The sequence below is a fragment of the Micromonospora sp. NPDC005173 genome (assembly GCF_040608515.1).
Lineage (GTDB): Bacteria > Actinomycetota > Actinomycetes > Mycobacteriales > Micromonosporaceae > Micromonospora.
The window spans coordinates 23,256-46,291 of record NZ_JBEXIK010000017.1 but is presented as its reverse complement, the minus strand read 5'-3'; the positions used below and the strand labels follow the sequence as shown (position 1 = coordinate 46,291).

Annotated in this window: 19 protein-coding genes; 6 read left to right on the top strand and 13 right to left on the bottom strand. The window is 71.8% G+C overall.

What is annotated here, in order from left to right:
* Positions 1–126: 126 nt before the first annotated feature.
* The gene (miaB, locus tag ABZV00_RS20055; protein WP_328424791.1) at positions 127–1,620 is read right to left on the bottom strand and encodes a tRNA (N6-isopentenyl adenosine(37)-C2)-methylthiotransferase MiaB; all 1,494 of its coding nucleotides are present in this window, start codon (positions 1,618–1,620) and stop codon (positions 127–129) included.
* Between the two features lie 218 nt (positions 1,621–1,838).
* Here miaB and ABZV00_RS20050 point away from each other — a divergent pair, with 218 nt between their 5' ends.
* Entirely contained in the window at positions 1,839–2,747 is a 909-nt protein-coding gene (locus ABZV00_RS20050) for an alpha/beta hydrolase (RefSeq protein ID WP_355608302.1), read from the top strand.
* A 67-nt stretch (positions 2,748–2,814) separates the two neighbouring features.
* On the opposite strand, the gene fxsT is transcribed toward ABZV00_RS20050, so the two are convergent.
* From fxsT to ABZV00_RS20020, 6 genes are all read right to left on the bottom strand, one after another.
* Positions 2,815–6,684, bottom strand: coding sequence for an FxSxx-COOH system tetratricopeptide repeat protein (gene fxsT, locus ABZV00_RS20045; RefSeq protein ID WP_355608300.1), 3,870 nt, complete (start codon positions 6,682–6,684; stop codon positions 2,815–2,817).
* Positions 6,681–7,952, bottom strand: coding sequence for a TIR-like protein FxsC (locus ABZV00_RS20040; RefSeq protein WP_355608297.1), 1,272 nt, complete (start codon positions 7,950–7,952; stop codon positions 6,681–6,683). Before ABZV00_RS20040 ends, fxsT begins: the two co-directional genes overlap by 4 nt.
* Positions 7,949–8,608, bottom strand: a complete 660-nt coding sequence (locus ABZV00_RS20035; protein ID WP_328424783.1) for a TIR-like protein FxsC — start codon at positions 8,606–8,608, stop codon at positions 7,949–7,951. Before ABZV00_RS20035 ends, ABZV00_RS20040 begins: the two co-directional genes overlap by 4 nt.
* 52 nt (positions 8,609–8,660) lie before the next feature.
* Positions 8,661–9,488: an AAC(3) family N-acetyltransferase gene (locus ABZV00_RS20030; RefSeq protein ID WP_355608294.1), complete on the bottom strand. Its 828-nt coding sequence runs from the start codon at positions 9,486–9,488 to the stop codon at positions 8,661–8,663.
* The gene (locus tag ABZV00_RS20025; RefSeq protein ID WP_355608292.1) at positions 9,472–11,766 is read right to left on the bottom strand and encodes an FxsB family cyclophane-forming radical SAM/SPASM peptide maturase; all 2,295 of its coding nucleotides are present in this window, start codon (positions 11,764–11,766) and stop codon (positions 9,472–9,474) included. Before ABZV00_RS20025 ends, ABZV00_RS20030 begins: the two co-directional genes overlap by 17 nt.
* A gap of 63 nt (positions 11,767–11,829) precedes the next feature.
* On the bottom strand, positions 11,830–12,018 hold the full coding sequence (locus ABZV00_RS20020; protein ID WP_328424777.1) for a hypothetical protein: 189 nt from the start codon (positions 12,016–12,018) through the stop codon (positions 11,830–11,832).
* 170 nt (positions 12,019–12,188) lie between these two features.
* Between ABZV00_RS20020 and ABZV00_RS20015 the strand changes: the two genes are divergently transcribed.
* A complete protein-coding gene (locus ABZV00_RS20015) occupies positions 12,189–12,443 on the top strand; it encodes a DUF2277 family protein (RefSeq protein ID WP_328424775.1) in 255 nt (84 codons plus the stop codon).
* Between the two features lie 51 nt (positions 12,444–12,494).
* Here ABZV00_RS20015 and ABZV00_RS20010 read toward each other — a convergent pair whose 3' ends face one another.
* Positions 12,495–12,974 carry a hypothetical protein gene (locus ABZV00_RS20010; protein ID WP_328424773.1) on the bottom strand — a complete coding sequence of 160 codons (480 nt, stop codon included), beginning with the start codon at positions 12,972–12,974 and terminating at the stop codon, positions 12,495–12,497.
* A 236-nt stretch (positions 12,975–13,210) separates the two neighbouring features.
* Positions 13,211–14,200, bottom strand: coding sequence for a selenide, water dikinase SelD (gene selD, locus ABZV00_RS20005; protein ID WP_355608287.1), 990 nt, complete (start codon positions 14,198–14,200; stop codon positions 13,211–13,213).
* Positions 14,201–14,394: 194 nt separating this feature from the next.
* Here selD and ABZV00_RS20000 point away from each other — a divergent pair, with 194 nt between their 5' ends.
* The 4 genes from ABZV00_RS20000 to ABZV00_RS19985 are packed head-to-tail and all read left to right on the top strand — an operon-like array spanning position 14,395 to position 17,806.
* Positions 14,395–15,150, top strand: a complete 756-nt coding sequence (locus tag ABZV00_RS20000; protein WP_328424769.1) for an amino acid ABC transporter ATP-binding protein — start codon at positions 14,395–14,397, stop codon at positions 15,148–15,150.
* A 57-nt stretch (positions 15,151–15,207) separates the two neighbouring features.
* The gene (locus ABZV00_RS19995) at positions 15,208–16,083 is read left to right on the top strand and encodes a glutamate ABC transporter substrate-binding protein (protein WP_355608283.1); all 876 of its coding nucleotides are present in this window, start codon (positions 15,208–15,210) and stop codon (positions 16,081–16,083) included.
* Between the two features lie 41 nt (positions 16,084–16,124).
* The gene (locus tag ABZV00_RS19990) at positions 16,125–16,832 is read left to right on the top strand and encodes an amino acid ABC transporter permease (protein ID WP_328424765.1); all 708 of its coding nucleotides are present in this window, start codon (positions 16,125–16,127) and stop codon (positions 16,830–16,832) included.
* Positions 16,829–17,806: an amino acid ABC transporter permease gene (locus tag ABZV00_RS19985; RefSeq protein WP_355608280.1), complete on the top strand. Its 978-nt coding sequence runs from the start codon at positions 16,829–16,831 to the stop codon at positions 17,804–17,806. The genes ABZV00_RS19990 and ABZV00_RS19985 overlap by 4 nt, the downstream gene beginning before the upstream one ends.
* A 199-nt stretch (positions 17,807–18,005) precedes the next feature.
* On the opposite strand, the gene rny is transcribed toward ABZV00_RS19985, so the two are convergent.
* From rny to recA, 4 genes are all read right to left on the bottom strand, one after another.
* Positions 18,006–19,772, bottom strand: a complete 1,767-nt coding sequence (gene rny / locus ABZV00_RS19980) for a ribonuclease Y (RefSeq protein ID WP_328424761.1) — start codon at positions 19,770–19,772, stop codon at positions 18,006–18,008.
* A gap of 587 nt (positions 19,773–20,359) precedes the next feature.
* Entirely contained in the window at positions 20,360–21,064 is a 705-nt protein-coding gene (locus tag ABZV00_RS19975; protein ID WP_355608277.1) for a 3-keto-5-aminohexanoate cleavage protein, read from the bottom strand.
* A gap of 48 nt (positions 21,065–21,112) precedes the next feature.
* A complete protein-coding gene (locus tag ABZV00_RS19970) occupies positions 21,113–21,811 on the bottom strand; it encodes a regulatory protein RecX (protein WP_328424757.1) in 699 nt (232 codons plus the stop codon).
* A gap of 14 nt (positions 21,812–21,825) precedes the next feature.
* Entirely contained in the window at positions 21,826–22,872 is a 1,047-nt protein-coding gene (gene recA / locus ABZV00_RS19965) for a recombinase RecA (protein ID WP_053656326.1), read from the bottom strand.
* Between the last annotated feature and the right edge of the window lie 164 nt (positions 22,873–23,036).

Here is a 23,036-nt window from a genome sequence, read left to right as displayed (position 1 = left end):
GCGGACGGCGAGCGGCACGGTGAAGCTCACCGACACCGGCTGCTGAGCCGCCGGGCCGCCGGATCACGGCGTGAGCAGGGGTCCCTTGTTGTCGCCGGGCGACAACAAGGGACCCCTACCGTCGGATCAGTGCGCGGCGCAGCCGCTGGTGGGTGCGGGCACGACCGCGGGGGCGCCGATCGTGGGCAGCCCCAGCAACACCCCGGGAGTACGCGGAGAGCGCCCCGCCTCGGCGGCGTCGCCGGCCCGGGTCCGCCGGTGCGACAGCGGCGCACCGTCGGCGTTGAGGTGATGCGGCGCGGCGTACGTGACGGTGGTGTGCACGATGTCCCCCGGCCGGATCTGGCCGGCCATCGACCCGCCGTCGGCCGTTCCCGTCGCGAAGTGCACCAGCCGACCGTCACGGGCCCGGCCGGACATCCGCCCGGTCTGCTCGTCCTTGCGGCCTTCGCCGACCGCGACCAGCACCTCGACGGTCTCCCCCACCAGGCGCTTGTTCTCCGCCCAGGTGATCTCCTCGACGGTGGCGACCAGCCGCTCGTAGCGCTCCTGCACGACCTGCTTGGGCAGTTGGCCGTCCATGGTGGCGGCGGGGGTGCCGGGGCGCTTGGAGTACTGGAAGGTGAATGCCGAGGAGAACCGGGCCTCGCGGACCACGTCCAGGGTGCGCTGGAAGTCGGCCTCGGTCTCGCCGGGGAAGCCGACGATGATGTCGGTGGTGATCGCGGCGTCCGGCATGGCCGCCCGGACCTTCTCGATGATCCCCAGGTAGCGCTCGGAGCGGTAGGACCGGCGCATCGCCCGGAGCACGTCGTCGGATCCGGACTGCAACGGCATGTGCAGCGAGTGGCAGACGTTCGGCGTCTCGGCCATCGCGGCGATCACGTCGTCGGTGAAGTCCTTCGGGTGCGGGCTGGTGAACCGGACCCGCTCCAGCCCGTCGATGTCGCCGCACGCGCGCAGCAGCTTGCCGAACGCGTACCGGTCCCCGAACTCGACGCCGTAGGAGTTGACGTTCTGCCCGAGCAGGGTCACCTCCAGCACGCCCTCGTCGACCAGGGCGCGCACCTCGGAGAGGATGTCGCCGGGGCGGCGGTCCTTCTCCTTGCCGCGCAGCGCCGGCACGATGCAGAACGTGCAGGTGTTGTTGCAGCCCACCGAGATCGACACCCAGCCGGCGTACGTCGACTCGCGCCGGGTGGGAAGCGTGGACGGGAAGACGTCCAGCGACTCCAGGATCTCCACCTCGGCGGCGGCGTTGTGCCGGGCCCGCTCCAGCAGCACCGGCAGCGCACCGATATTGTGGGTGCCGAAGACCACATCCACCCAGGGAGCCTTGCGGACGATCTCGCCACGGTCCTTCTGGGCCAGGCAGCCGCCGACCGCGATCTGCATCCCGGGGTGCTTGTCCTTCACGGGGCGCAGACGACCGAGGTTGCCGTAGAGCCGGTTGTCGGCGTTCTCCCGGACCGCGCAGGTGTTGAAAACGACGATGTCGGGGGTGTCGTCGGCCGGCACCGCACGCACGTAGCCGGCCTGTTCAAGCAGGCCGGAGATGCGTTCGGAATCGTGCACGTTCATCTGGCAGCCGTACGTCACGACGTTGTAGGTCCTAGCCACCCTCTTGGTGCCCCTTCCCCTCGGGCTACCAGGGTAGCGGCCCGGTCGGCAGGCCCAGCCGACCGGCATTGACCCGGTGGCCCATGGCGGGGGCTCACGGCGGGCAGTACGCTGCACAACAAGAATATGTCTGGGCGATTTCGGGGGCTTTGCACTCGGTGCCGCCGATGCGCGGCTCCGTACTCGGGGGACCACATGACGACCCGCGGGAGGCAACCGTGACGCGACAACATGCGGCACAGCACTCCGTCGCCACTCCGGACGGCCGCCGCCTCGCGGTGGAGACCTCCGGCTCGCCGGACGGGCCCGCGGTCTTCCTGCTGCACGGCACACCGGGCAGCCGCAGCGGTCCCCGCCCTCGCGGCATCGTCCTCTACCGCCTCGGCATCCAACTCGTCTGCTACGACCGGCCCGGTTACGGCGACTCCAGCCGGCACGAGGGTCGACGGGTGGCCGACGCGGCGGCCGACGTGGCGGCGATCGCCGACGACCTCGGCATCGAGCGGTTCGCGGTGGTGGGCCGCTCCGGCGGCGGGCCGCACGCCCTGGCCTGCGCCGCGCTGCTGCCGGACCGGGTCACCCGGGCCGCCGTGCTGGTGGGGCTCGCCCCGGCCGGCGCACCCGACCTGGACTGGTACGCCGGCATGTCCGAGACCAACGTCGAGGACTACGGGCAGGCCGATGAGGACCTGGCCGAACTCACGCTCAACCTGAAGGTCCGCGCGGAACAAACCCGGCGGGACCCGATGACGCTGCTGGAATTCCTCCGCCCTCAGTTGCCCGAGGCGGACATCCGGGTGGTCGACGACGTCGCGATCCGCCGGCTGCTGACCGACATGTACGCCGAAGCGCTGCGGCACGGCCCCGAGGGTTGGATCGACGACGTCCTGGCGATGCGGCGGGGCTGGGGGTTCGACCTCGGCGCCATCCGCGCGCCGGTGCGGCTGTGGCACGGCGAGCAGGACCGCTTCTCCCCGGTCGAGCACTCCTGGTGGCTCGCCTCACGGATCCCGCACGCCGAGGTCCAGGTGCAGGCCGGGGCCGCGCACTTCGGCGCGGTGGAGATCCTGCCGCAGACCCTGGCCTGGCTGACCACACCGGAACTCGCGGCCAGCCCGCAGCTCTGAGCCCGAGCCGCAGCACGGCGACGGCCCGGACGACCGGACCGGCCGCCGAGCCGCCACCTGCCCTCGGTCAGAACGAGTGCGGGTCGATCACCCGGACCACGAACCGCCGCTCACGCAGGGTCTGCACGGTCGGATGCTCCTGGCCGATCACCTCGGCCAGCCGGTCGGCCACCGCGGCCACGGCCTCGGCGGGAGCGCCGTCACCAGCGTGTCTCGACACCAGGGCGAGATCACCGAGGCAGCGAAGCGTGTCGGGGTGAGCCGCGCCGATCACCTCGGACAGCCGGTCGGCGGTCTCCCGCAGCCGCTCCCGCGCCGGCACCCACTCACCCTCCTCGGCGAGGCACACCGCCTGGTTCACCTCCGCCGCCAGGGTGTGCGGGTGATCCGGGCCGAGCACCTTGCGCAGCTCGCCGGCCGCCCGCGCGGCCGACACGCGGGCCTCCGACCGGCGGCCGACCGCACGTTCGGCGGCGGAGATGTTGCTCAACGTCGCCAGGGTGTGCGGGTGCGTGGGGCCGAGGCGCAGATCCTCCTCGTACGCCTGGCTGACCGCGGTCATCTCGGTGAGCGCCCGGGCCGCGTCGCCGACGGCCAGCAGGTTCGCCGCCCGGCTCGCCCGGCACGACACCGTGTCCGGGTTGTCCGGCCCGAAGCGTTCGTCGAGCTTCCGGTAGGCCGCCTCGAACAAGGGTGCGGCCTCGCCCGCCCGACCGGTACTGCGCAGCGACACCGCCAGGTTGACCTGGGCACCGAGAGAGAGGCCATCGTCGGGCCCCAGCACCTCGCAGTACGCGTCGTACACCGTGCGCAGCAGGATGGCCGACCTCTCGTACTCGCCGGCCTCGCGCAGGTCGCTGCCCAGTCGGACGGCGGAGACCAGGGTGTACGGGTTGGTGGGGCCAAGCACCAGCCGCCGCCGCTGGTGCACCTCGTCGTCCCATCGGCGGGCCGACCGGTAGTCGCCGACCAGCCGGTACGAGACAGCGAGGTTGTTGGCCGCGCTCAACGTCCGGGGATGGTCCTCGCCGAACACCTGGAGCCAGGAGGCGTACGTGGACCGGTCCCGTTCCAGCGCCTCGGCGTACCGGCCGAGTGCCCGCAGGTCACCGGCGAGACTGCCGGCGGTCATCAGACTGTGCGGGTGCAACGGGCCCAGGAGCCGGCGCTGCTCGGCCAGCACCGCCTCGTCCAGGTCCCGGGACTCGTCGAACCGGCCCAGGCTGCGCAGGATGTTCGCCCGGTTGAACCGCAGGTACAGCAACTGGCGACCCAGCGCCGTGGCCTCACCCTCGTCGTCCAGGCCCTCCAGCCGCGCGGACCAGGTTTCGTCCACCTGCTCGCTGAACCCGTTGGCCTGCTCCAGGCCGCCGCGCTGCCACAGGTAGCGGACCCGATCGATCAGCAGTTGACACACCGACTCGTCGGGGCAGGACACCGCGTCGGAGACCTCCAGGTGTGGCCAGAGCATGCGCAGCCGGGGCCAGGTGGTCGGATCGTCCACGTCCCCGCGCGGTCGGGACGCGGCCAGCACCAGGTGCACCTGGTGCCGAACGGTGACGATCTCGTCGTCGGTCATCCGGTCCCGCACTACCGCCTGCAACAACCGGTGCACCTGGACCCGACCGCCCTGGACGTCGAGTTTGAGCAGCGCCAGCCGGTTGATCTGCTGGATCAGCGCGCCGCGCACGAGCCGTTCCGACACCGACGGGTCGAACGGCACGAGGGCCGCCGCCATCTCGTCGCTGTAGATCAGGTCGAGGGCGATCTCCGGGGCCAGCACCGAGCAGAGCTGCAACAGCCGGTACGCGGCGGGCGCCTGATCGTGCAGCCGGTTCAACGACAGGTCCCAGGTGGCCTCCACGGAGAGCGCGCTGGGGCCGTGCCGCTCGATCTGCCGCAGGTAGTCGGCGACCGACGTGCCGGTGTCGGCGAGCCACGCGCCCGCGGCGGCCACCGCGATCGGCAGGTCGCCGAGCGCATCGGCCACCCGGTCGGCCTCCTCTCCGCTGATCGTGGGCACCCGCTGGGCGAGGTGAGCGACGCTCTCCGTCCGGTCGAAGACATCGACCTGGATCGGGTTCGCCCGATCACCCCAGGCGCGGTTGCGGGAGGTCAGCAGGACGTGCCCGGGCCCCTGTGGCAGGAACGGTTCGATCTGGTCGAGTTCCTCGGCGTTGTCGAGCACGACGAGCCACCGCTCGTACGGTTCGCCCCGGCCCAACACCTGCAGCACCGACCGGACGGTGTCGGGCGTGGTGGGCCCGGCGGTGATGCCGAGCCGGGTGGCGAGGTCGGCCAGGGCGGTGTCGACGAACTGCGGCGGGTCCGCGACGATCCACCAGACCACGTCGTAGGCGGCCTTGAACCGGTGCACGTACTCCAGGGCGACCTGCGTCTTGCCGACGCCGCCCATGCCCTGCAGAGCGACCGGCAGCACCACCGCGCTGCCGCCGCTCTGCAACTGGGCGCGCAGTTGCGCCAGGTCGTCCTCGCGGCCGGTGAACCGCGCGTTCCGGTTGGGCGCATTGAAGATCAACGGCTCGGCGCCGGGATAGCGGGCACCCCCGCCCGCCGGACCGTCCGCTGGCGACGGCACCGGTCGGCCGACCAGCCGCAACACCCGCTCCACGGCCGTCGCGGCGCTCACGTTGACCAGGTTGGTCGAGCTCTGGGCCGGGAACTCCGCCAGCGGGCGCAGGTCGGAGACGTACACGGCGAGGGCCGTGGAGCCGGTGCTGGTGTCGCGGGCCGGCAGGCCACCGGACGGTGTCGCCACGTAGGCCGGCGACACCACCGTCAGCGTGCGCGGGGCGGGCGTACCGGCGGACCCGACGGCGGACCCGGGGTCCACCACCCGCATCCCGGCCGAGCTGAGCACCCGCTCCAGCCACTCGGCCCAGATGGCGTCCTCCGGGGCGCAGCGGAGCACGATCTGGTCGTCGATCGCCTCGGTACGCCGGCGGAAGCGGGCCTTGCCCCGTTCCCGCACCGACTCGTCCATGACCGGCAGCGAGGTCACCGCTCCCTCGGTGAGGATCCCGGTCAACGTCTCGAACGCGGCCAGCAGCGACGTCGGGGAGCCGGGCGGGTCGCCGAACGTCGCCAGCGTCTCCTCGTACGCGTAGAACGGCCGGTACGGGACCTCCACCGCCGCCCAGTACCGCCGCCGCTCGGCCTCCGTCATGCCGGCCGGTAGCCCCCCGAACCGGCGCATGGCCAACAGGCGGCCCGCCTCGGCGCGCTCCTTCTCGGCCTGGTCCACCCGCATCGGCACCGGCAGGACCCGGATGTCCCGCCGCCGATAGCGGTCCCGCACCGAGTGCGCGACCCGGGCCGCGCCGTCGATGCCCTGGTCGCTGAGGGTGAAACAGTCGACCAGGGTGTCCGGCAGGTGCAGGGTGCAGATGTCGGCGACGTCACTCAGCCCCGTCCGGCTGTCAATCAGCGTGAAGTCGTACTGCCGCTTCATGTCCGCCCGCAGCGCCTCGAAGAACTGCGCCCCGCCCAGCCGGTTGTAGAAGTTGTCCCAGTCCAGCCCGCTCACCGAGACGGCGTAGTCGCTGTTCTGGCGGCCGGCGGAGAGGAAGTCGAGCCCGCCGCCGTCCGGAAAGTTCCAGCGCAGCGAGAACGCGTGGCGGCCGACGCGGGCGTACTGCTCCATCCACCGCTCGGGGCGGTCGTCGGTCCGGGTGGTCTCCCACTCGTAGTCGCGGATCAGGTCGATGACGCCGCTGGTGCCCTGGATGGCCTCGGCGTCGAGAAAGGGGTGAAAGAAGCGGTGCAGGCCGGGTGACTCGAGGTCCCAGTCCGCGACCAGCACCCGCCGTCCACTGGCCGCCAGGATCCAGGCCACATTCGCCAGCGCCATCGTCCGGCCCGTCCCACCCTTGAACGAGTAGAAGGTGACGACCTGGCCTTCGCGATCGTTGCTCATCGGTTCTCTCCGTGGGGACGCGGTGTCGCCGGATCATCGGGCGGGGACGCAAGGTCGGGCGGATTCGCCGGGCCAGGGCCGGGCGGCACGTCGCGCAGGCTCGGCACCGGCTCCGGCGGCGGGGGGAAGGCGACGACCGGGGCGTACTTGAGGAACTGGCGGCGGGCCTCGGTCACCAGCGCCGGCATCAGGTCGACGAACTCCCGCATGGTGCACGCCTGCTTCACCTGGGGCAGGCCGGCGTCGTGCAGCAGCTCCGTCACCTCGGTGGCCCATCGGGAGGCGTCCTGCGGATCGTCGTCGTCGGTGACCACGAGCGGGACGACCCACTCCCGCAGGCCGTGCAGCAGGCCTTCGAGGGTGCCGGGCGCGTCCGGCGCCGCCACGATCCACGGGTCGACCAACAGCACGGCCGGTCGGCGGTCGAGCAGCCCGGCGGCCTGCGCGAAGTCCGCCGTGCGGGCCGACAGCCCGAGCCGCTCGGCCGTGCTGGCCGCGTACTCGGCGGCGGGCAGCTCCTGACGGCTGCCGTACGGCCGCCAGAGCCGGCCGCTGGCGGCGTAGCCGGCGGGATCACGGTCGGCCGGCAGGTGGTCCCGGGTGGGGGCCAGGACGGCGACGACGAAGTCCGGGTCGGTCGGTGCCGGGCGGGTGACCTCGTCCAGGCCGGGCGCCCGGGACGGGCCCAGCGGCTGCCGCTCGGCGGTGTGCACGATCCGGGCGGCCAACCGGCTCAGCAGGAGTTCGTACTGTGCCCGGTAGGAGGCCAGCATGCAGAGCGCGCGCAGGCCGTTCTCGGCGTACTCCGGGATGTCCCGGCCCAGGTCCAGGGCGCCGTCCAGCTCCGGGTGGGTCTCCCAGGGCGGGAAGGGGATCCACAGCACCGGGGTGAGGTGGCCGGCGGCGGTCCGGGCCTGCCCGGCAGCGGCCAGCCGGGCCCGGAACGATTCCTGTTCTCCCAGCGCCCACGGGCGGCTGAAGTAACCGGGCGAGTAGAGCGGGACGAAGACCTCCGCGTCACCGAGCGCCTCCGCGAGGGCCGCCTTCCAATCGGCGCCCAACGGAATGTGCTGGTCAAAGAACCCGATCCGCAACCCCGCCACCGGCCGCGCCTGGCGGGTCACCTCCGCGGTCAGGTCGTCGAAGAACTGGCCGACCCAGACGTCGGAGTCGGCCCGCGCGCCCTGCGGCGGCGCGGAGTGGGCATAGCTGAGGAAGAAGTACGTCCCCCGGGCCGCCGCCCGGCGTCGGCCCGTCGGCGGGCTCATCCCGGTTCCTCGGCGAACCGGTTGCACAGGTCGTCCACGCTCGCCGGCACCCATGGCTCCACCAGGTACGACCGGTGGATGGCCACGATCCGTTGGGCGAGCCGCCAGACCACCGCCCGGTAGGCGTTCTCCCACTGCATGGTGAGCAATCCGTAGACCCCATCCCGCTGGTAGTGCACCGCGATGTCCGGATCCGGCATCGCGGTCGGGGTGAACCGTTGGATGTCGCGGAGTACCCGGGGCAGTGGCGTGCCGTTCGTCGGCGACCAGGTGACCGGCACGATCGCCGTCTCGTGCGCCGAGGCGGCGCCGGGCCGCCGGACGATCCGCCTGCGGGAGAAGGCATCCCACTCCCGGCCACACCAGTCGCTGCCGAGCAGCGCGCTGGACACCAGCGGAACGAAGACCTGGCAGGTGCCGGCGGCCTCGAGCAGCTCCGGGCTCCAGCGTTCGCCACCCGCGATGGAGCTGTCCATGAAGCCGGGGTCGACTCCGGTCACCGGGCCGACCAGTTCGCTGACGTGAACCGACAGGTCCTCGTAGAAACGGGAGACGTACTCGGCGGGGTTGCCGGTGGCCCGGCGGACCGGCGACCGTGAGTAGCTGAGGAAGAACAGTGGGGCGCGCGTGCCGGAGTGCGGGTCCACTGTGCTCACTGCAGTCCCTCCGCCCTCCCCACGCGGCCGGACCATCAGAGTAGTCCCCACGTCAATGCCTGGCCGCCAAGCGGTTCGCGGCGAACCAACCGACCGCGAAGTCCACAGTGGCGCGCAGCGGCAGCAGTCGCGCGCTCGCCCGGCCGACCCGACCGTGCCGGACGAACGGCTCGCCGTCGAGCGCGGCCCCCACTGTCGGAAAGTCGCTGTCGTCCAGGTCGAGGGCGCGGAAGTCGAGGCGGACCCGACGCCCGTCGACGAGCCGAAAACAGCGGTAGTCCCGCTCCGGCGGCGGCACCGGCAGCCGGTACTCGGCCAGGTGCAGCGCGCTGCACGCCTCGTAGCCGACGCCGAGCAGGAGGATCTGCCCGTCCGCCGCGCACATTGCACCCACCGGTGAGCGTTCGCCCAGGTGGCAGTCGAGGTCGTGGCGGTCGGTGAGCTGCCGCGCTCGGGGACCGAGCGCGGCGAACGAGGTCTGCGGATGATCGCTGCGCACCGCACCGGGGGCACACCGGACGAACTCGGCGAGCGCCCCCATCCGTTGTGAGGGGGTGGTCCGGCCGTCCCAGCCCGGCAGGGCCGCCTCGTACCGGGCGAGCTGCGCCGCGTCCATGCCGGCGGTGGCCGCCAGGTAGGTCCGGGAGGTGGTCGAGTTGCCGGCGGTCTGGGTGGGGACCAGCAGCGTGCCGGCCGGGCCGAGGACGTCGCGCAGCGCACCGGCGAGTGTCGCGGGGCCGCGCTCCAGCGGACCCACCCGCCGGAGGCCACAGTGCACCAGGAGGCACGCACCCAGACGGACGCCCAACGCCCGCAGGTCCGCGGCGAGGCGGGGGCGGCCCAGCGCGGGCGGCTCGCGCGCCTCATCCGGGCCCGACACGGGTCTCCTCCAGGGCGTGCCGGATCCGGCCGACGAACCGCTCCCCCGCCGGGGTGAGCGTGCGGCTGGCCAGCAGCGCGTCGGCGCCGTTGCGGGTCCACGACAGGTAACGGGCTGCGTGCGCGGGCGCGTCCCGGTGGCCGGGCCGGTCGGCGTCCGCCCGGGACCGCCACACCTGGGTGACCGCCAGGTGGGCGTACACCCCCTGGAGCACCCCCTCCGGCGGCCGGGGATCGGGGCGCCAGGGCACCCGGATCCGGGTGGCCGAGCTCGGCTCGACGAGGTCGTACAGGTCGAGCACCGCACCGAGCTTCGCGTGCTGCCACTCGTGCACGAGCAGCACTGCCATCGTCTCCGGGTCCGGGATGGGGGTGACGGCGATCGCACCGAACGCGTCCCGGGCGGTGGCGCTCCGCAGCGGTCTCGCCGGGTCGGGGGCCAGCGGCACGACGGCGCGCAGACCGGCGTCGAGCGCGGCCGCGTGGGCCGACACGTCGCGGTGCACGACGCGCCAGGCGTCGGCCAGGGTACGGCCCAACGCACGCGCCGCCGCGTCGTCCAGGCGGGGCGCGACGGGCTGGCCGTAGCAGTCCCGGTACGGGTCGCCGTCCTCGACGAACAGGTGACGACCGGGCACCGGCACGCCGCGCGTGGGTCGCCAGCCGGCCGACGGCGGCCCAGCCGGATCGAGGGACACCACCTGCTCCGCCGGCCCGACTCGGACCCGGAACTCGCCCGGGAGGACGGTCACCTCGGCGCTCTCGCCGCTACCGCTCGGCAACACCAGGCTGCCGAGCGTGGGCAGCGTGATCGTGCCGGCCGGCACCGGGATGCTCAGCGCGGTCGGGACGCCCGCCCGGAGGGCGGCGGCAATGGCGAGGGCCGGTAGCGGGTCAACCGCCCGGGCGAGCCCGGACCGGGCCGATGGGCCGAGGCAGTGCGCCAGCCACGGGCGGACGAAGGAGTGCGTGAGGACCGCCCGGACCGCGTCCGGTGCCGTGCCGTCGAGGTGCGCGAGCAGCTCCCAGGCGGCGGTGCGGCCGGTCTTCTCCCGCCACGCCGCCAGCAGCGCCCGGGTGATGGAGAGCTGGGTGGCGGCGAGTAGATCCAGGGTCTGCTCCGACTCGTGCCCGGTCGCCAGCTCGTCCAGCAGCTCGTCGACGGGCGAGTCGTCCCGCTCGGGTGACGCGGGGTGGGCGGCGTGGCCCGGTGGCGGGTACGCGGCCACCGTGTCGATCAGGCCGCGCAGATCGGCGCAGTACACCGAGGGGTTGTCGAAGCCGGAACCGGTGCGCCAACGGTGGGCGTACAGGCCCCCGCCGCACCGGTCGACGACCGGGCAGGCCCGGCAGGTGGCGCTGAGCCCGGCCACACCGTCCTGTCGAATGGCGACCCCCGGGTGCCGGGCGGCCTCGTCCACCGACTGACCGAACACGTCGAATCCGGTGCCGGCCGCGCCGTGGTACGCGGTCTTCAGCGAATCGACCTGCTCCCAGGTGCCGTCCGCCTCGACCACGAGCACATCGGCCGGGGCGAGGCCGAACGCTTCGGTGCCGCCTCCACCCGGGCGCAGCGCCTCGAACAGCCGGATCGACACGGGCCGCCCGTCGTCCACCCACCGCCGGTAGATGCGCCCCAGCCAGTCCGCGTACGGGGTGGCCGTGACATCGGGGCGGGCCGGGGGGTGATCCCAGGTGGCGTGCGGCAGCAACAGGTCGACCCGGGGCGGGTGTTCGGCCAGCAGTGCCTCGTAGACCCGGTCGGGATCGTTACGGACGTCGACGGTGCAGAGGATGCCGGCGTAGCTGGCGCGATGAGCCGGGTGCCGGAGCAGGGCCAGAGCCCGCCGGACGTGGTCGTGACTGCTGCCGCCGTGGGCGAACACGCGGTGCCGGTCGTTGGCGGCGCGGTCGCCGTCGTACGACACGCCGACCTTCACGTCGTGGTCGACCAGCACGCCGCACAGCTCCTCGTCGAGCAGCACGCCGTTGGTCTGCATGCGCAGGTCGAGCTTGGTCCAGGGAGTGATCGCCGCCCGCAACTCGACCAGCACCTCGCGCAGCCCGGCCGCACCGAGCAACAGCGGCTCGCCGCCGTGCAGCACCACGTGCACCACCGGCAGCCCGTGGTCGCGCGCGTGCTCGGCGATCCGCTTCGCGGCGGCCCGGACGGTGGCCAGTGGCATCCGGACCGGCCGGCCACGCCAGGTCTGGTCGGCGTGCTGGTAGACGTAGCAGTGGTCGCAGCTGAGGTCACACCTGCTGTGCACCTTCAGCACGAACTGGCTGATCCGCCGGCACGATCCGCCCGACCCGGGCGAACCACACCAGCAGACCATCGATCAGATGGACGAGTTGAAGGCGGCGACGGGAACGGTGCCCGAGGGCATCGAATCGCCGGCGAGGACGCGCTGCCGGACCGTCGCGACCAAGTCGGCATGGTCGACGGCGATCCGCTCCAGCGGGGTGTGCAGGCAACGCGTCAGATCGGCGAGCGCGGGACGGGATGGGCGGGTGGGGGCATGGTCCACAATGAGTCTCCGGGGGCCCGGGGCGCGGGAGCGCGAGCGGCGGCAATGGCTCGAAAGGCTCTGGTCCGTGACCAGGATAGACAAATATCGACCCAGTGTCACCGTCGGTACAATCGCCGGCACCACCGGTGGCAGTCGGGGTATCGACAGCGACAGACGAGGAGTGTCATATGTGCCGGAGCATCAAGACGCTGCGTGAGCCGTTCACCCCGCAGGTGACCGAGGCGGACATCGAGGCGGCGGCGTTGCAGTACGTCCGCAAGATCTCGGGCTTCCGGGCGCCCGCCGCGCACAACGCCGCCGCGTTCGACGCCGCCGTGGCCGCCGTGACCGAGGCCACCCGCACCCTGCTCGACCAGCTTGTGGTGCGGGGTGCCGGGCCGGCCGCCGCGGACCAGCCGGCCACCGCCTCCGGCCGCGGCTGATCGCCAGGGCGGCACCCGGTGACCGGGAGCCGGCCGGACCGGACCGGAGGGTCAGGCCGCGGCGAGCACCGGAGCGACCGTGTCCGGCGCCCAACGCGAGCGGTGGCACTGCGACCAGCCCCGGCAGCCCGGGTCGGCCAGCGTGCAGAGCCGCTGCCTGCTGAGCACCTCGCCGTCGTCGGTGTCCCGGATGTCGAAGTGCACCGGGCGGACCGTGCCGTCCGGAGCGACGAGCAGGTGTCGGCCGGCGTCGAGCGTGTCGTCGCGCAGCAGGCAGTTGCGGTCCAGTAGCCGGGCCAGCGCGGCGATGCTGGCGTGCTCGGAGAGCCGCTCGGGCACCCCGTAGCAGTCCACGATCGTCGCGAAGTCGCCCGGCGCCTGCCAGACGTCGCAGACCACCGCGTACGCCGGCAGTCGGGCCGGGTCGGCCACCGCCAGCGGCATCACCACCCGACCGAGCGCCTCGGCCAGCGCCGGGTAGACCTCCACGGGTCGTACCCGGTCGATTCTCCAGTTCCACAGCTCGGTCATTCCGCCTCCTCGCTGCGTTCGTCCCACCGGCCTCCGGATCGGGCCTTACTGACGATGGTGGGGGGCATTTGACCTCAGCCGGGGGCAAGTTACCGGTCTGTGACCATTCCGGGCAAAATTTCCCCGAGCAGCATTGCTTCGAGTGGCCGGAAGGTGACAGTTTATCGGGTATGGTGCGCCATCTGCACCACCGCCGCCGCGTGTTCCGGGCCCCGACGGCGGGGCCGCCCGGCCGGTCAGCGCAGGACGACCAGGTGCTCGCTGCGGGGCAGCAACTCACCCACCACGGGCGCGCCCGGCAGCTCACCGGCGACCAGCAGGCCGCCCGAGGTCTGCGCGTCGGCCAGCAGTAGCCGTTCGCCCTCGTCCGCGGCGCCGAAGTCGGTCCACGGGGTGACCCAGTCCAGGTTGCGCCGGGTGCCGCCGCTGACGTACCCGTCGCGCAGCGCCTCCCGCGCACCGGCCAGGTAGGGCACCCGGGCGGTGTCGATCGCCACCGTGAGCCGGCTGGCCCGGGCCAGCTTCGAGGCATGCCCGAGCAGACCGAATCCGGTCACGTCGGTGCCGCAACGGATGCCGGCGGCGACCGCCGCCCGGGCGGCATCACGGTTGAGCGCGCTCATCGTGGCCACCGCCTCCGGGAAGCTCTCGCCGGTGTTCTTGTGCCGGGTGTTCAGCACGCCCACCCCGAGCGGCTTGGTCAGCGACAGCGGCACCCCGGCCCGGCCGGCGTCGAGGGTGATCAGCTCCTCCGGCCGGACCGTGCCGGTGACCGCGAGGCCGTACTTCGGGCCGTCGTCGTCCACGCTGTGCCCGCCGGCCAGGTGACAGCCGGCTTCCCGGGCCACGTCCTGGCCGCCGCGCAGCACCTCGCGGGCCAGCTCCAGCGGCAGCACGTCGCGCGGCCAGCAGAGCAGGTTGAGCGCGACCAGCGGGACGCCACCCATGGCGTACACGTCGGAGAGCGCGTTGGCGGCAGCGATCCGCCCCCAGTCGTACGCGTCGTCGACCACCGGTGTGAAGAAGTCGGCGGTGGTGACCAGGCCGGTCCGCTCGTCCAGGCGGACCACCGCCGCGTCGTCGCCGTGGTCCAGACCGACCAGCAGCTCGGCGGTGCCGGTGGCCGGGCCGAGACCCGCCACCATGATCTCGAGTTCGCCCGGGGGAATCTTGCAGGCGCAGCCGCCACCGCGGGCGTAACGGGTCAGCCGTACCGGTTCGGTCATCCCCCTATGATTTCGGTTACTCGCGGCCGATGCCACCGCCGCAGTCCGCACAGTGACCGGAATCGGACTCGGCACGACGATCGTGACCGGTGTTACCGCTCCGTGACCCGCCAGGTTGCGTTCTGCCACATAGCGCCGCCTACAGTGGCCGCACCGGGGGTCAACCGACCCCGATCCGGGAGACGACAGGGACGGTGGACGACGTGACGACGGGCGAACCGCTCATCGTGCTGGACGCGGTCAACAAATGGTTCGGACCGCTGCACGTGCTGGATGACGTCTCGCTGTCGGTGGGTCGGGGCGAGGTGGTCGTGGTGATCGGCCCGTCCGGCTCCGGCAAGTCGACGCTGTGCCGCGCCATCAACCGACTGGAACCGATCAACTCAGGCACCATCACCTTCGACGGCGAGCCACTGCCGGCCGAGGGTAAGGCCCTCGCCAAGCTGCGCAGCGAGGTTGGCATGGTCTTCCAGTCCTTCAACCTCTTCGCTCACAAGACCATCCTCGAGAACGTCACCCTCGGTCCGGTCAAGGTGCGCAAGGAGAAGCCGGCGGCAGCCCGCGAGCGCGGCCTGGCCCTGCTCGACCGGGTCGGCATCGCCAACCAGGCGGACAAGTTCCCGGCCCAGCTCTCCGGCGGCCAGCAGCAGCGGGCGGCCATCGCCCGGGCGCTGGCCATGCAGCCCAAGGCGATGCTCTTCGACGAGCCGACCAGCGCGCTGGACCCGGAGATGGTCGGCGAGGTGCTGGACGTGATGACCTCGCTGGCCCGCGACGGCATGACGATGGTCGTGGTCACCCACGAGATGGGCTTCGCCCGGCACGCCGCGAACCGGGTCATCTTCATGGCCGACGGCCAACTGGTCGAGGACGCCCCGCCGGCGGAGTTCTTCGCCAACCCGCGCAGTGAGCGCGCCCGGGACTTCCTCTCCAAGATCCTCACGCACTAGGTGTCCGCAGTGGGGCGCGCCGGACACCGGTGGGCTCCGTCGAAGAAGGAGAAGAGTATGCGTATCAAGCGCGTTGCCGCGGTCGCCGCGGTCGCCGCTCTGGCGCTCGGCCTGACCGCCTGTGGCGGTGACGACGGGGAGGACGCCGGTTCCGGCAGCAAGTCCTTCGCGGCCGGCAGCACCATGGAGAAGCTGAACAAGGCGCAGAAGATCAAGATCGGCACCAAGTTCGACCAGCCGGGCTTCGGCCAGAAGGGCCTGTCGGGCAAGCCGGAGGGCTTCGACGTCGAGATCGCCAAGATCATCGTCAAGGAGCTCGGTATCCCCGAGGACAAGATCGAGTACGTCGAGACGCCGTCGAAGGTCCGTGAGGACGTCATCGTCAACGGCAACGTCGACCTCGTCGCGGCGACGTACACGATCAACGACAAGCGCAAGGAGCGGATCGCCTTCGCAGGCCCGTACTACGAGGCCGGCCAGAACATCCTGGTCAAGAAGGACGACACCACCATCACCGGTCCGGACTCGTTCAAGGACGGCACCCAGAAGGTCTGCTCGGTCACCGGCTCCACCCCGGCCGAGACGATCAAGCAGTACGTCAAGGACGTCGGCACCCAGCTGGTGCTCTTCGACACCTACGACAAGTGCCGCGACGCCCTCAAGGGTGGCCAGGTCAACGCCGTCACCACGGACAACGTGATCCTGCTCGGCTACATCGCCAAGGACGAGGCGTCCTTCAAGCTGGCCGGCACCAACTTCACCAAGGAGCCGTACGGCATCGGTGTGAAGAAGGAGGACGCGGACTTCCGCAGCTTCATCAACGACACGCTGGACAAGGCGGTCGCCGACGGTAGCTGGAAGAAGGCCTGGGACGACACCGCCGGCAAGTTCGGCGCGGAACTGGGCGCGGCTCCGACCATCAACCGCTACTGATCTGATCCTTCGATCTGGAGGGTGGGGAGGAACACCGACCCGTGAACGTGCTCATCGACAAGTTCGACGTCTTTGCGGGTGGTTTCTGGCTCACCCTCCAGATCTGCGTACTCGCCGCGATCGGCGCCCTGATCCTGGGCGCCATCGTGGCGGTACTGCGGATCTCCCCCGTGCCGCCGCTGCGGGCGGTCGGCACGGTTTACGTCAACGTCTTCCGCAACATGCCGCTGACCGTGGTGATGTTCTTCGCCGCGTTCGGTCTGCCGGCGCTCGGCTCCAACGCCGACTTCCTGCGCATCCCCGTCCTGGACTCGCTGTTCAACCGGCTCGGCACTGACCTGCCGTACTTCCGCTTCGCCCTGATCGCTCTGGTGCTCTACACCGCGGCGTTCGTCTGCGAGGCGCTGCGCTCCGGGGTGAACGCGGTTCCGCCGGGGCAGGCCGAGGCGGCACGCTCGCTCGGGCTCACCTTCGGCCAGAACCTGCGCCACGTGGTGCTGCCGCAGTCCTGGAAGGCCTCCGTGGTGCCGCTCGGCTCGGTGATCATCGCGATGATCAAGAACTCCGCGCTGGTCGGCTTCTTCGGGGTGGTCGGTGACCTGTCGCAGACCGCCGACCAGCTCACCTCGGCCGAGGGCTACGCCTTCATCCCCGTCGCCATCGGCATCTCGATCGGATACCTGATCATGACTGTGCCGCTCGGCGCCCTGCTGGACCGGCTGGAGAAGCGACAGGCGGTGGCCCGATGACCCGGCAGACCAGCGTCCTCTACGACGTTCCCGGCCCCCGCCAGCGGCGGATCACGCTCATCAGCAGCCTGGTCGCCACGGTGGTGCTGCTGATCGGGGCGTACTTCCTGATCTACCTGCCGCTGGACGACAAGGGCCAGCTGTCGATGGAGCTGTGGGGCCCGCTGGTCGACCCCTCCAACGAGAACTTCTCGCAGGTGTGGGATCGGATCGGCCTCGGCTTCAAGAACACCCTGATCGCGGCGGCACTGGCCATCCTGGCCTCGCTGGTGGTCGGCACGCTGCTCGCCGTACTGCGGATCCAGCTCAAGAGCCTGACCCGGCGCCGGTTCACCGGCGCGGCGACGCCGGTGGCGTACCTGCTGCGCGGGCTGAGCTCGCTGCTGTCGGCGGTCACCCGGGTCTGCGTCGAGGTGTTCCGCGGCCTGCCCGTGGTGCTCACCATCTTCTTCGTGGCCCGCGGCTTCCCCGAGTTCGGCCTCTACTTCGACAACCTCTGGTACCTGGTGATCGGCCTCACCATCTACAACTCGGTGGTGATCGCCGAGATCCTCCGCTCCGGCATGGAGGGGCTGCCGGGCGGTCAGGCGGAGGCCGCTGCCGCCATCGGGCTCTCCCCGGCGCAGATCACCCGGATGATCCTGCTGCCGCAGTCCTTCCGGATCATGCTGCCGGCGCTGATCAGCCAGCTGGTCGTGGTGCTCAAGGACACCTCGCTGGGCTTCATCATCAGCTACGAGGAAACACTGAACATCGGCAAGCAGATCATCGGCGTGCTGGGCAACCCAATCCCGGTGTACGTCGTGATCGCCGTGCTCTTCATCGCGGTGAACTACTCGCTGTCGAAGCTGGCCCAGTACGTCCAGCGTCGGCTCTCCCGGGGCCGCAAGACGGCAGGCATCGCGACGGACCACCTGCCGCCGGCCGCGCTCATGTCGCAGGCCGAAGGCGGCGGCGGGGGCGGCGGCATCTGAGCCACGCCACACCGACCAAGAAGGGCCGCCCCGGAATGATTCGGGGCGGCCCTTCGGTCAATGCCAGGGTCGTGCCATCCCGTCGGCGATCTGGAACGCTGACTCCGGCCGCTTGGTCCGCCCGGGCGCTTGGTCGGGAGGTCCGCCCGGCCGCTCGGTCCGCCCGGGCGGTCCGCCCGGTGAGGGCTGGCGGTCTGACTCAGCGGGCGATCTCGGTGACGCGGGACTCGCGGACCACGGTGACCCGGATCTGACCCGGATAGGTCAGCTCCTCCTCGATCTGCTTGGCGACGTCCCGGGCCAGCACGGCCGCCCCGATGTCGTCCACGTCGTCCGGCTTGACCATCACTCGGATCTCCCGGCCGGCCTGCATGGCGAAGACCTTGTCCACGCCGAGCTTGCTGGCGGCGATCTCCTCGATCCGCTCCAGCCGCTTGACGTACGCCTCCAGGCTCTCCCGGCGCGCGCCCGGCCGCCCGCCGGAGCAGGCGTCGGAGGCCTGGGTGAGCACGGCCTCGATGGTCTGCGGCGGCACCTCGTTGTGGTGCGCCTCGATGGCGTGCACCACGTCCTCGTGCTCGCCGTACTTGCGGGCCAGGTCGGCGCCGATGATGGCGTGACTGCCCTCCACCTCGTGGGTGAGCGCCTTGCCGATGTCGTGCAGGAACGCCGACCGCTTGATGATGGGCACGTCCAGCCGCAGCTCGGCGGCCATGATGCCGGCGATGTGCGCGGTCTCGACCAGGTGCTTGAGCACGTTCTGGCCGTACGAGGTGCGGTAGCGCAGTCGACCCAACAGGGTGACCAGCTCCGGGTGGATCTCGGTGATGCCGACCTCGACCAGGGCGTCCTCGGCGGCCCGCTGGCAGAGCTCCTCCACCTCGTGCCGGGCCAGGTCGTAGACCTCCTCGATCCGGTGCGGGTGGATCCGCCCGTCCAGCACCAGCTTTTCCAGGGTGAGCCGGCCGACCTCCCGGCGTACCGGGTCGAAGCAGGACAGCAGCACCGCCTCCGGGGTGTCGTCGATGATCAGGTTGACCCCGGTCACCGACTCGAAGGCGCGGATGTTGCGGCCCTCCCGGCCGATGATCCGCCCCTTCATCTCGTCGCCGGGCAGGTGCAGGACGCTGACCACGCTCTCCGCGGTCTGTTCACTGGCCACTCGCTGGATCGCGTCCACCACGATGTGTCGGGCCCGCTGCTCGGCGGTGCTGCGCGCGTCGGACTCGATGTCCCGCACCAACAGCGCGGCCTCCCGCTTGGCCTGCGTCTCGATGGCCTCGATCAGCTCCAGCCGGGCCGCCTCGGCGGTGAGCCCGGCCACCCGCTCCAGCTCCCGACGGCGCAACTCCTCCGCCTCGGCCAGGTCGGTCTCGCGCTGGCTGAGCGCGGACTTCCGGGCCGCCAGCGCGGCCCTCGCCTCGGTGAGCTGCCGCTCCCGCTCGGCGAACCGCTCCACCTCCTCGGTGTGCAGCCGCTCCCGCTCGTCCATCCGGGCTGCCCGGCGCTCCACCTCGGCGGCCTGCTCCCGGGTGGTGGCGGCGAGCACCGCGACCTCCCGCTCGCCGCTGCGCCGGGCGGTGGTGCGCAACTGCTCGGCGTCCGCCTCGGCCTGCTTGTGCGCGCGTTCCAGCACAGTGTCCGCCTCGGCGCGGGCGTCGTCGAGCACCCGGCGGGCCTCTGCCCGGGCGGCCTTCGCCTCGGCGGTAGCCGCCGCCGCCTCAGCGCGGGCGGCGGCCGCTGCGGATTTCGCCACGTCGATCGTGCTGTTCGCCTTGTCGGCCGCGGTGCGCAGGGCGGCCAGCGACTGCTCCTGGCGGTCCTTCTCGGCGATGAAGGCGGGATCCTCCGGCGCCGGTGCCGCACCCATCCGGCGCAGCGTCCGGACGCCGACCAGCACGGCCCCGACCACCACCACGGCGAGGATCAGGACGGCCGCGAGGAGCACGATGTCGAAGGCGTTCATGCCGGGACCCCGTGGGGCCCGCTGGTGAACCTGTGCCGCCGCCCCGCCATGGCCGCCTCCCCTGAACGTCGAGACCGCAGCGACTGTGCCGGGGGCACACTCCTGCGGCTGTGGACGCCCGACCGGAGCGGCTGGCCGTGGTTAGCTTTCTCCGCCGGCGGTGCCCTCGGGCAACGTCGGCGACCGGGTGCAGTTGTCGCGGCGTTCCGGACCGGCCTGTCCGGAACTGCCGCCAAAGGCCGCGGAGTCGGCCAAAGTGATGCTGTTCTGTTACGCGATCTATGTTGTGCGCTTAGCCTGCGCTGGTCGGGCAATGTGAGCCTGTATGGCGAGGCTAGGTCGCCAGGGGCGGTCTGGTCAAGGACTCATGATCAAACCCCCCGAACGGAGAGAAGTTACAGCGTCACGGCGTGCTGATGTCGCGTCGGACAGGAGGGGACAAACTCCGCGAGGCGCACTGCCCCCTGGACGTGTCGGGCCTGCTCAGCCCGCGCCCAGTCGGCTGTCAGGCGACGGCCGACGACCGAGCGGGGTGTGACCCATCCGTCTAACTGAGGACACCGGCCCGAGACCCGGCCCGACTCCGGTCAGCCGGCGCCGGCCGCCACCGCTGCCGCCACCAACGCCGCGTTGTCCGCAGCGGGCGAGCCGTCCGGCAGGTGCAGGGTGTCCTCGAGCCCGATCCGCACGCCCAGACTCCGGCGTACCGCCTCGGCGAGGACCGGCCAGGTCGCCGGACCCTCGGCGTGCAGCAGCACCGGCGGTGCGTCTGACGGCAGCACGGCGAGGATCCGGGATGCGTCGACCAGCGCGACCGCCACGTCCTCGGCCATGCACTCGACGAGGACCCGCCCGGCCGGCACCCGCCAGCTCCGGTACGCCGCGACCGCGTCGAGCGTCCACAGCCCCGCCTCGACGAGCACACCGCGCTCGTGCAGGGCGGCGGCGACCGCCTCGGCGCCGGGCTCGTGTGCGTTGACCGAGGCGAAGTCGGGCAGCACCGGCCAGGCCCGGACGGCGGCGACCCGGGCGGCCGGATCCGGCTCGATCCAGGCTCCGGTGCTCACCCCGACCGGCAGCCCCGGCCGGGCGGCGCGGATCGCGGTCAGCGCGTCAGCGGTCACCGCCGGCCGCAGTGACTCGACGCCGGCCGCGTCCCTGGGATGGACGTGCACGGCCGCGACGCCGAGTGCCGCGCAGCGGGCCGCGTCGGCGGCCAACTCCGTCGGAGTGAGCGGCACGGCCGGATGGGCCTCCCGGCCGCGCCCGCCGTTCAGACATGCCTTCAGCATCCGGCCCACACCCCATCGGGATTCGCCCCGGACCACCGACCGGGCCGCTCACTCGACCGGACGGTTGTCGCGGTCCAATTCGCCCTCGGCGTCGGCGAGCGCGTCGGCGTCGATCTGCTCGGCGAACTCGGCCGCCTCGGCGCTCTGCGCCGCGATCGCGTCCTTCACCGCCCGGATCGCCACGCCGGGTGGGTAGCCCTTGCGGGCCAGCATGCCCACCAGTCGCCGGAAGATCGCGTCGGGCTCACCTCGGGCGGTGCGCAGCTTCCGCTCCACGAGGGCACGGGCGGTCTCCGCCTCGGTCTCCTCGTCCAGCTCGCCCAGCGCCTCGGTGGCCACCTCGCCGTCCACGCCCCGCTGGCGCAGCTCGTTGGCGAGCGCCCGGCGGGCCAGGCCACGCCCGGTGTGCCGGCTGGACACCCAGGCCCGAGCGAACGCGGCGTCGTCGATGATGCCGACCTCGTCGTACCGGTCGAGGACCTCGGCTGAGACCTGCTCGGAGATGCCCCGCTTGGCCAGCGCCCCGGCCAGCTCGGCCCGGGTGCGTGGCCGGACGGCGAGCTGGCGCAGGCAGATCTCGCGCGCCACCTCCGACTCGTCACGAGGCGGCGCCGAGGACTCGACGGCGTCGGCCTCCTCGGACCGGCCACGGCGACCCCGGCGAGGGCGGGGCGGGTCACTGGCATCGCCCGTACGGGGTGGGCTGGCATCCCAGCCCCGTCCCGTACGGGCGCGTCGTCCTGCCATGGGTCAGCGACCGGTCAGAAGTCGACCGGCGGCAGCTCCGGGCCGCCGGCGGCGTCACCCGCACCGACCCCGACGCCGAGCTTCTCCAGGATCTTCTTCTCGATCTCGGCGGCCACGTCCGGGTTTTCCTTGAGGAACTCCCGGGCCTTCTCCTTGCCCTGGCCGAGCTGGTCGCCGTCGTACGTGTACCAGGCGCCGGACTTGCGGATGATCGCCTGCTCCACGCCGACGTCGATCAGCGAGCCCTCGCGCGAGATGCCCTTGCCGTACATGATGTCGAACTCGGCCTGCTTGAACGGGGCCGCGACCTTGTTCTTCACGACCTTGACCCGGGTGCGGTTACCGACCACGTCGGTGCCGTCCTTGAGGCTCTCGATGCGTCGCACATCGAGCCGGACCGAGGCGTAGAACTTCAGTGCCCGACCACCGGTGGTGGTCTCCGGGCTGCCGAACATCACGCCGATCTTTTCCCGGAGCTGGTTGATGAAGATCGCCGTGGTGCCGGTGTTGCTGAGCACACCGGTGATCTTCCGCAGCGCCTGGCTCATCAGCCGGGCCTGGAGGCCCACGTGGCTGTCGCCCATCTCACCCTCGATCTCGGCGCGCGGCACCAGGGCCGCCACCGAGTCGATCACGATGATGTCGATCGCGCCGGAGCGGATCAGCATGTCCGCGATCTCCAGCGCCTGCTCGCCGGTGTCCGGCTGAGAGACCAGCATCGCGTCGGTGTCGACCCCGAGGGCCTTCGCGTACTCCGGGTCGAGCGCGTGCTCGGCGTCGATGAAGGCAGCGATGCCGCCGAGCCGCTGGGCGCTGGCCACCGAGTGCAGCGCCACCGTGGTCTTACCGCTGGACTCCGGGCCGTAGATCTCGACCACCCGGCCGCGCGGCAGGCCACCAATGCCGAGTGCCACGTCGAGCGCGATGGAGCCGGTCGGGATGATCGCGGTCTGGACGACGGGCCGGTCCCCCAGCCGCATCACCGAGCCCTTGCCGAATTGCTTGTCAATCTGAGCGAGAGCTAGGTCGAGTGCCTTCTCCCGGTCAGGCCCTGCTGCCATGGTTGCCACCCCTGCCTTCGCCGGCGTCTTTGCTGAGCTTCGCGTCACGCGGACACGCTAGGCGCTGGGTCCGACAGAAAACCAGCCGACGGGCCGCGAGCTGTGGACGAGCACCCCGCTGTGGACAATAGCCGAACAGGTGTACGACTCGACAAGCGACACGC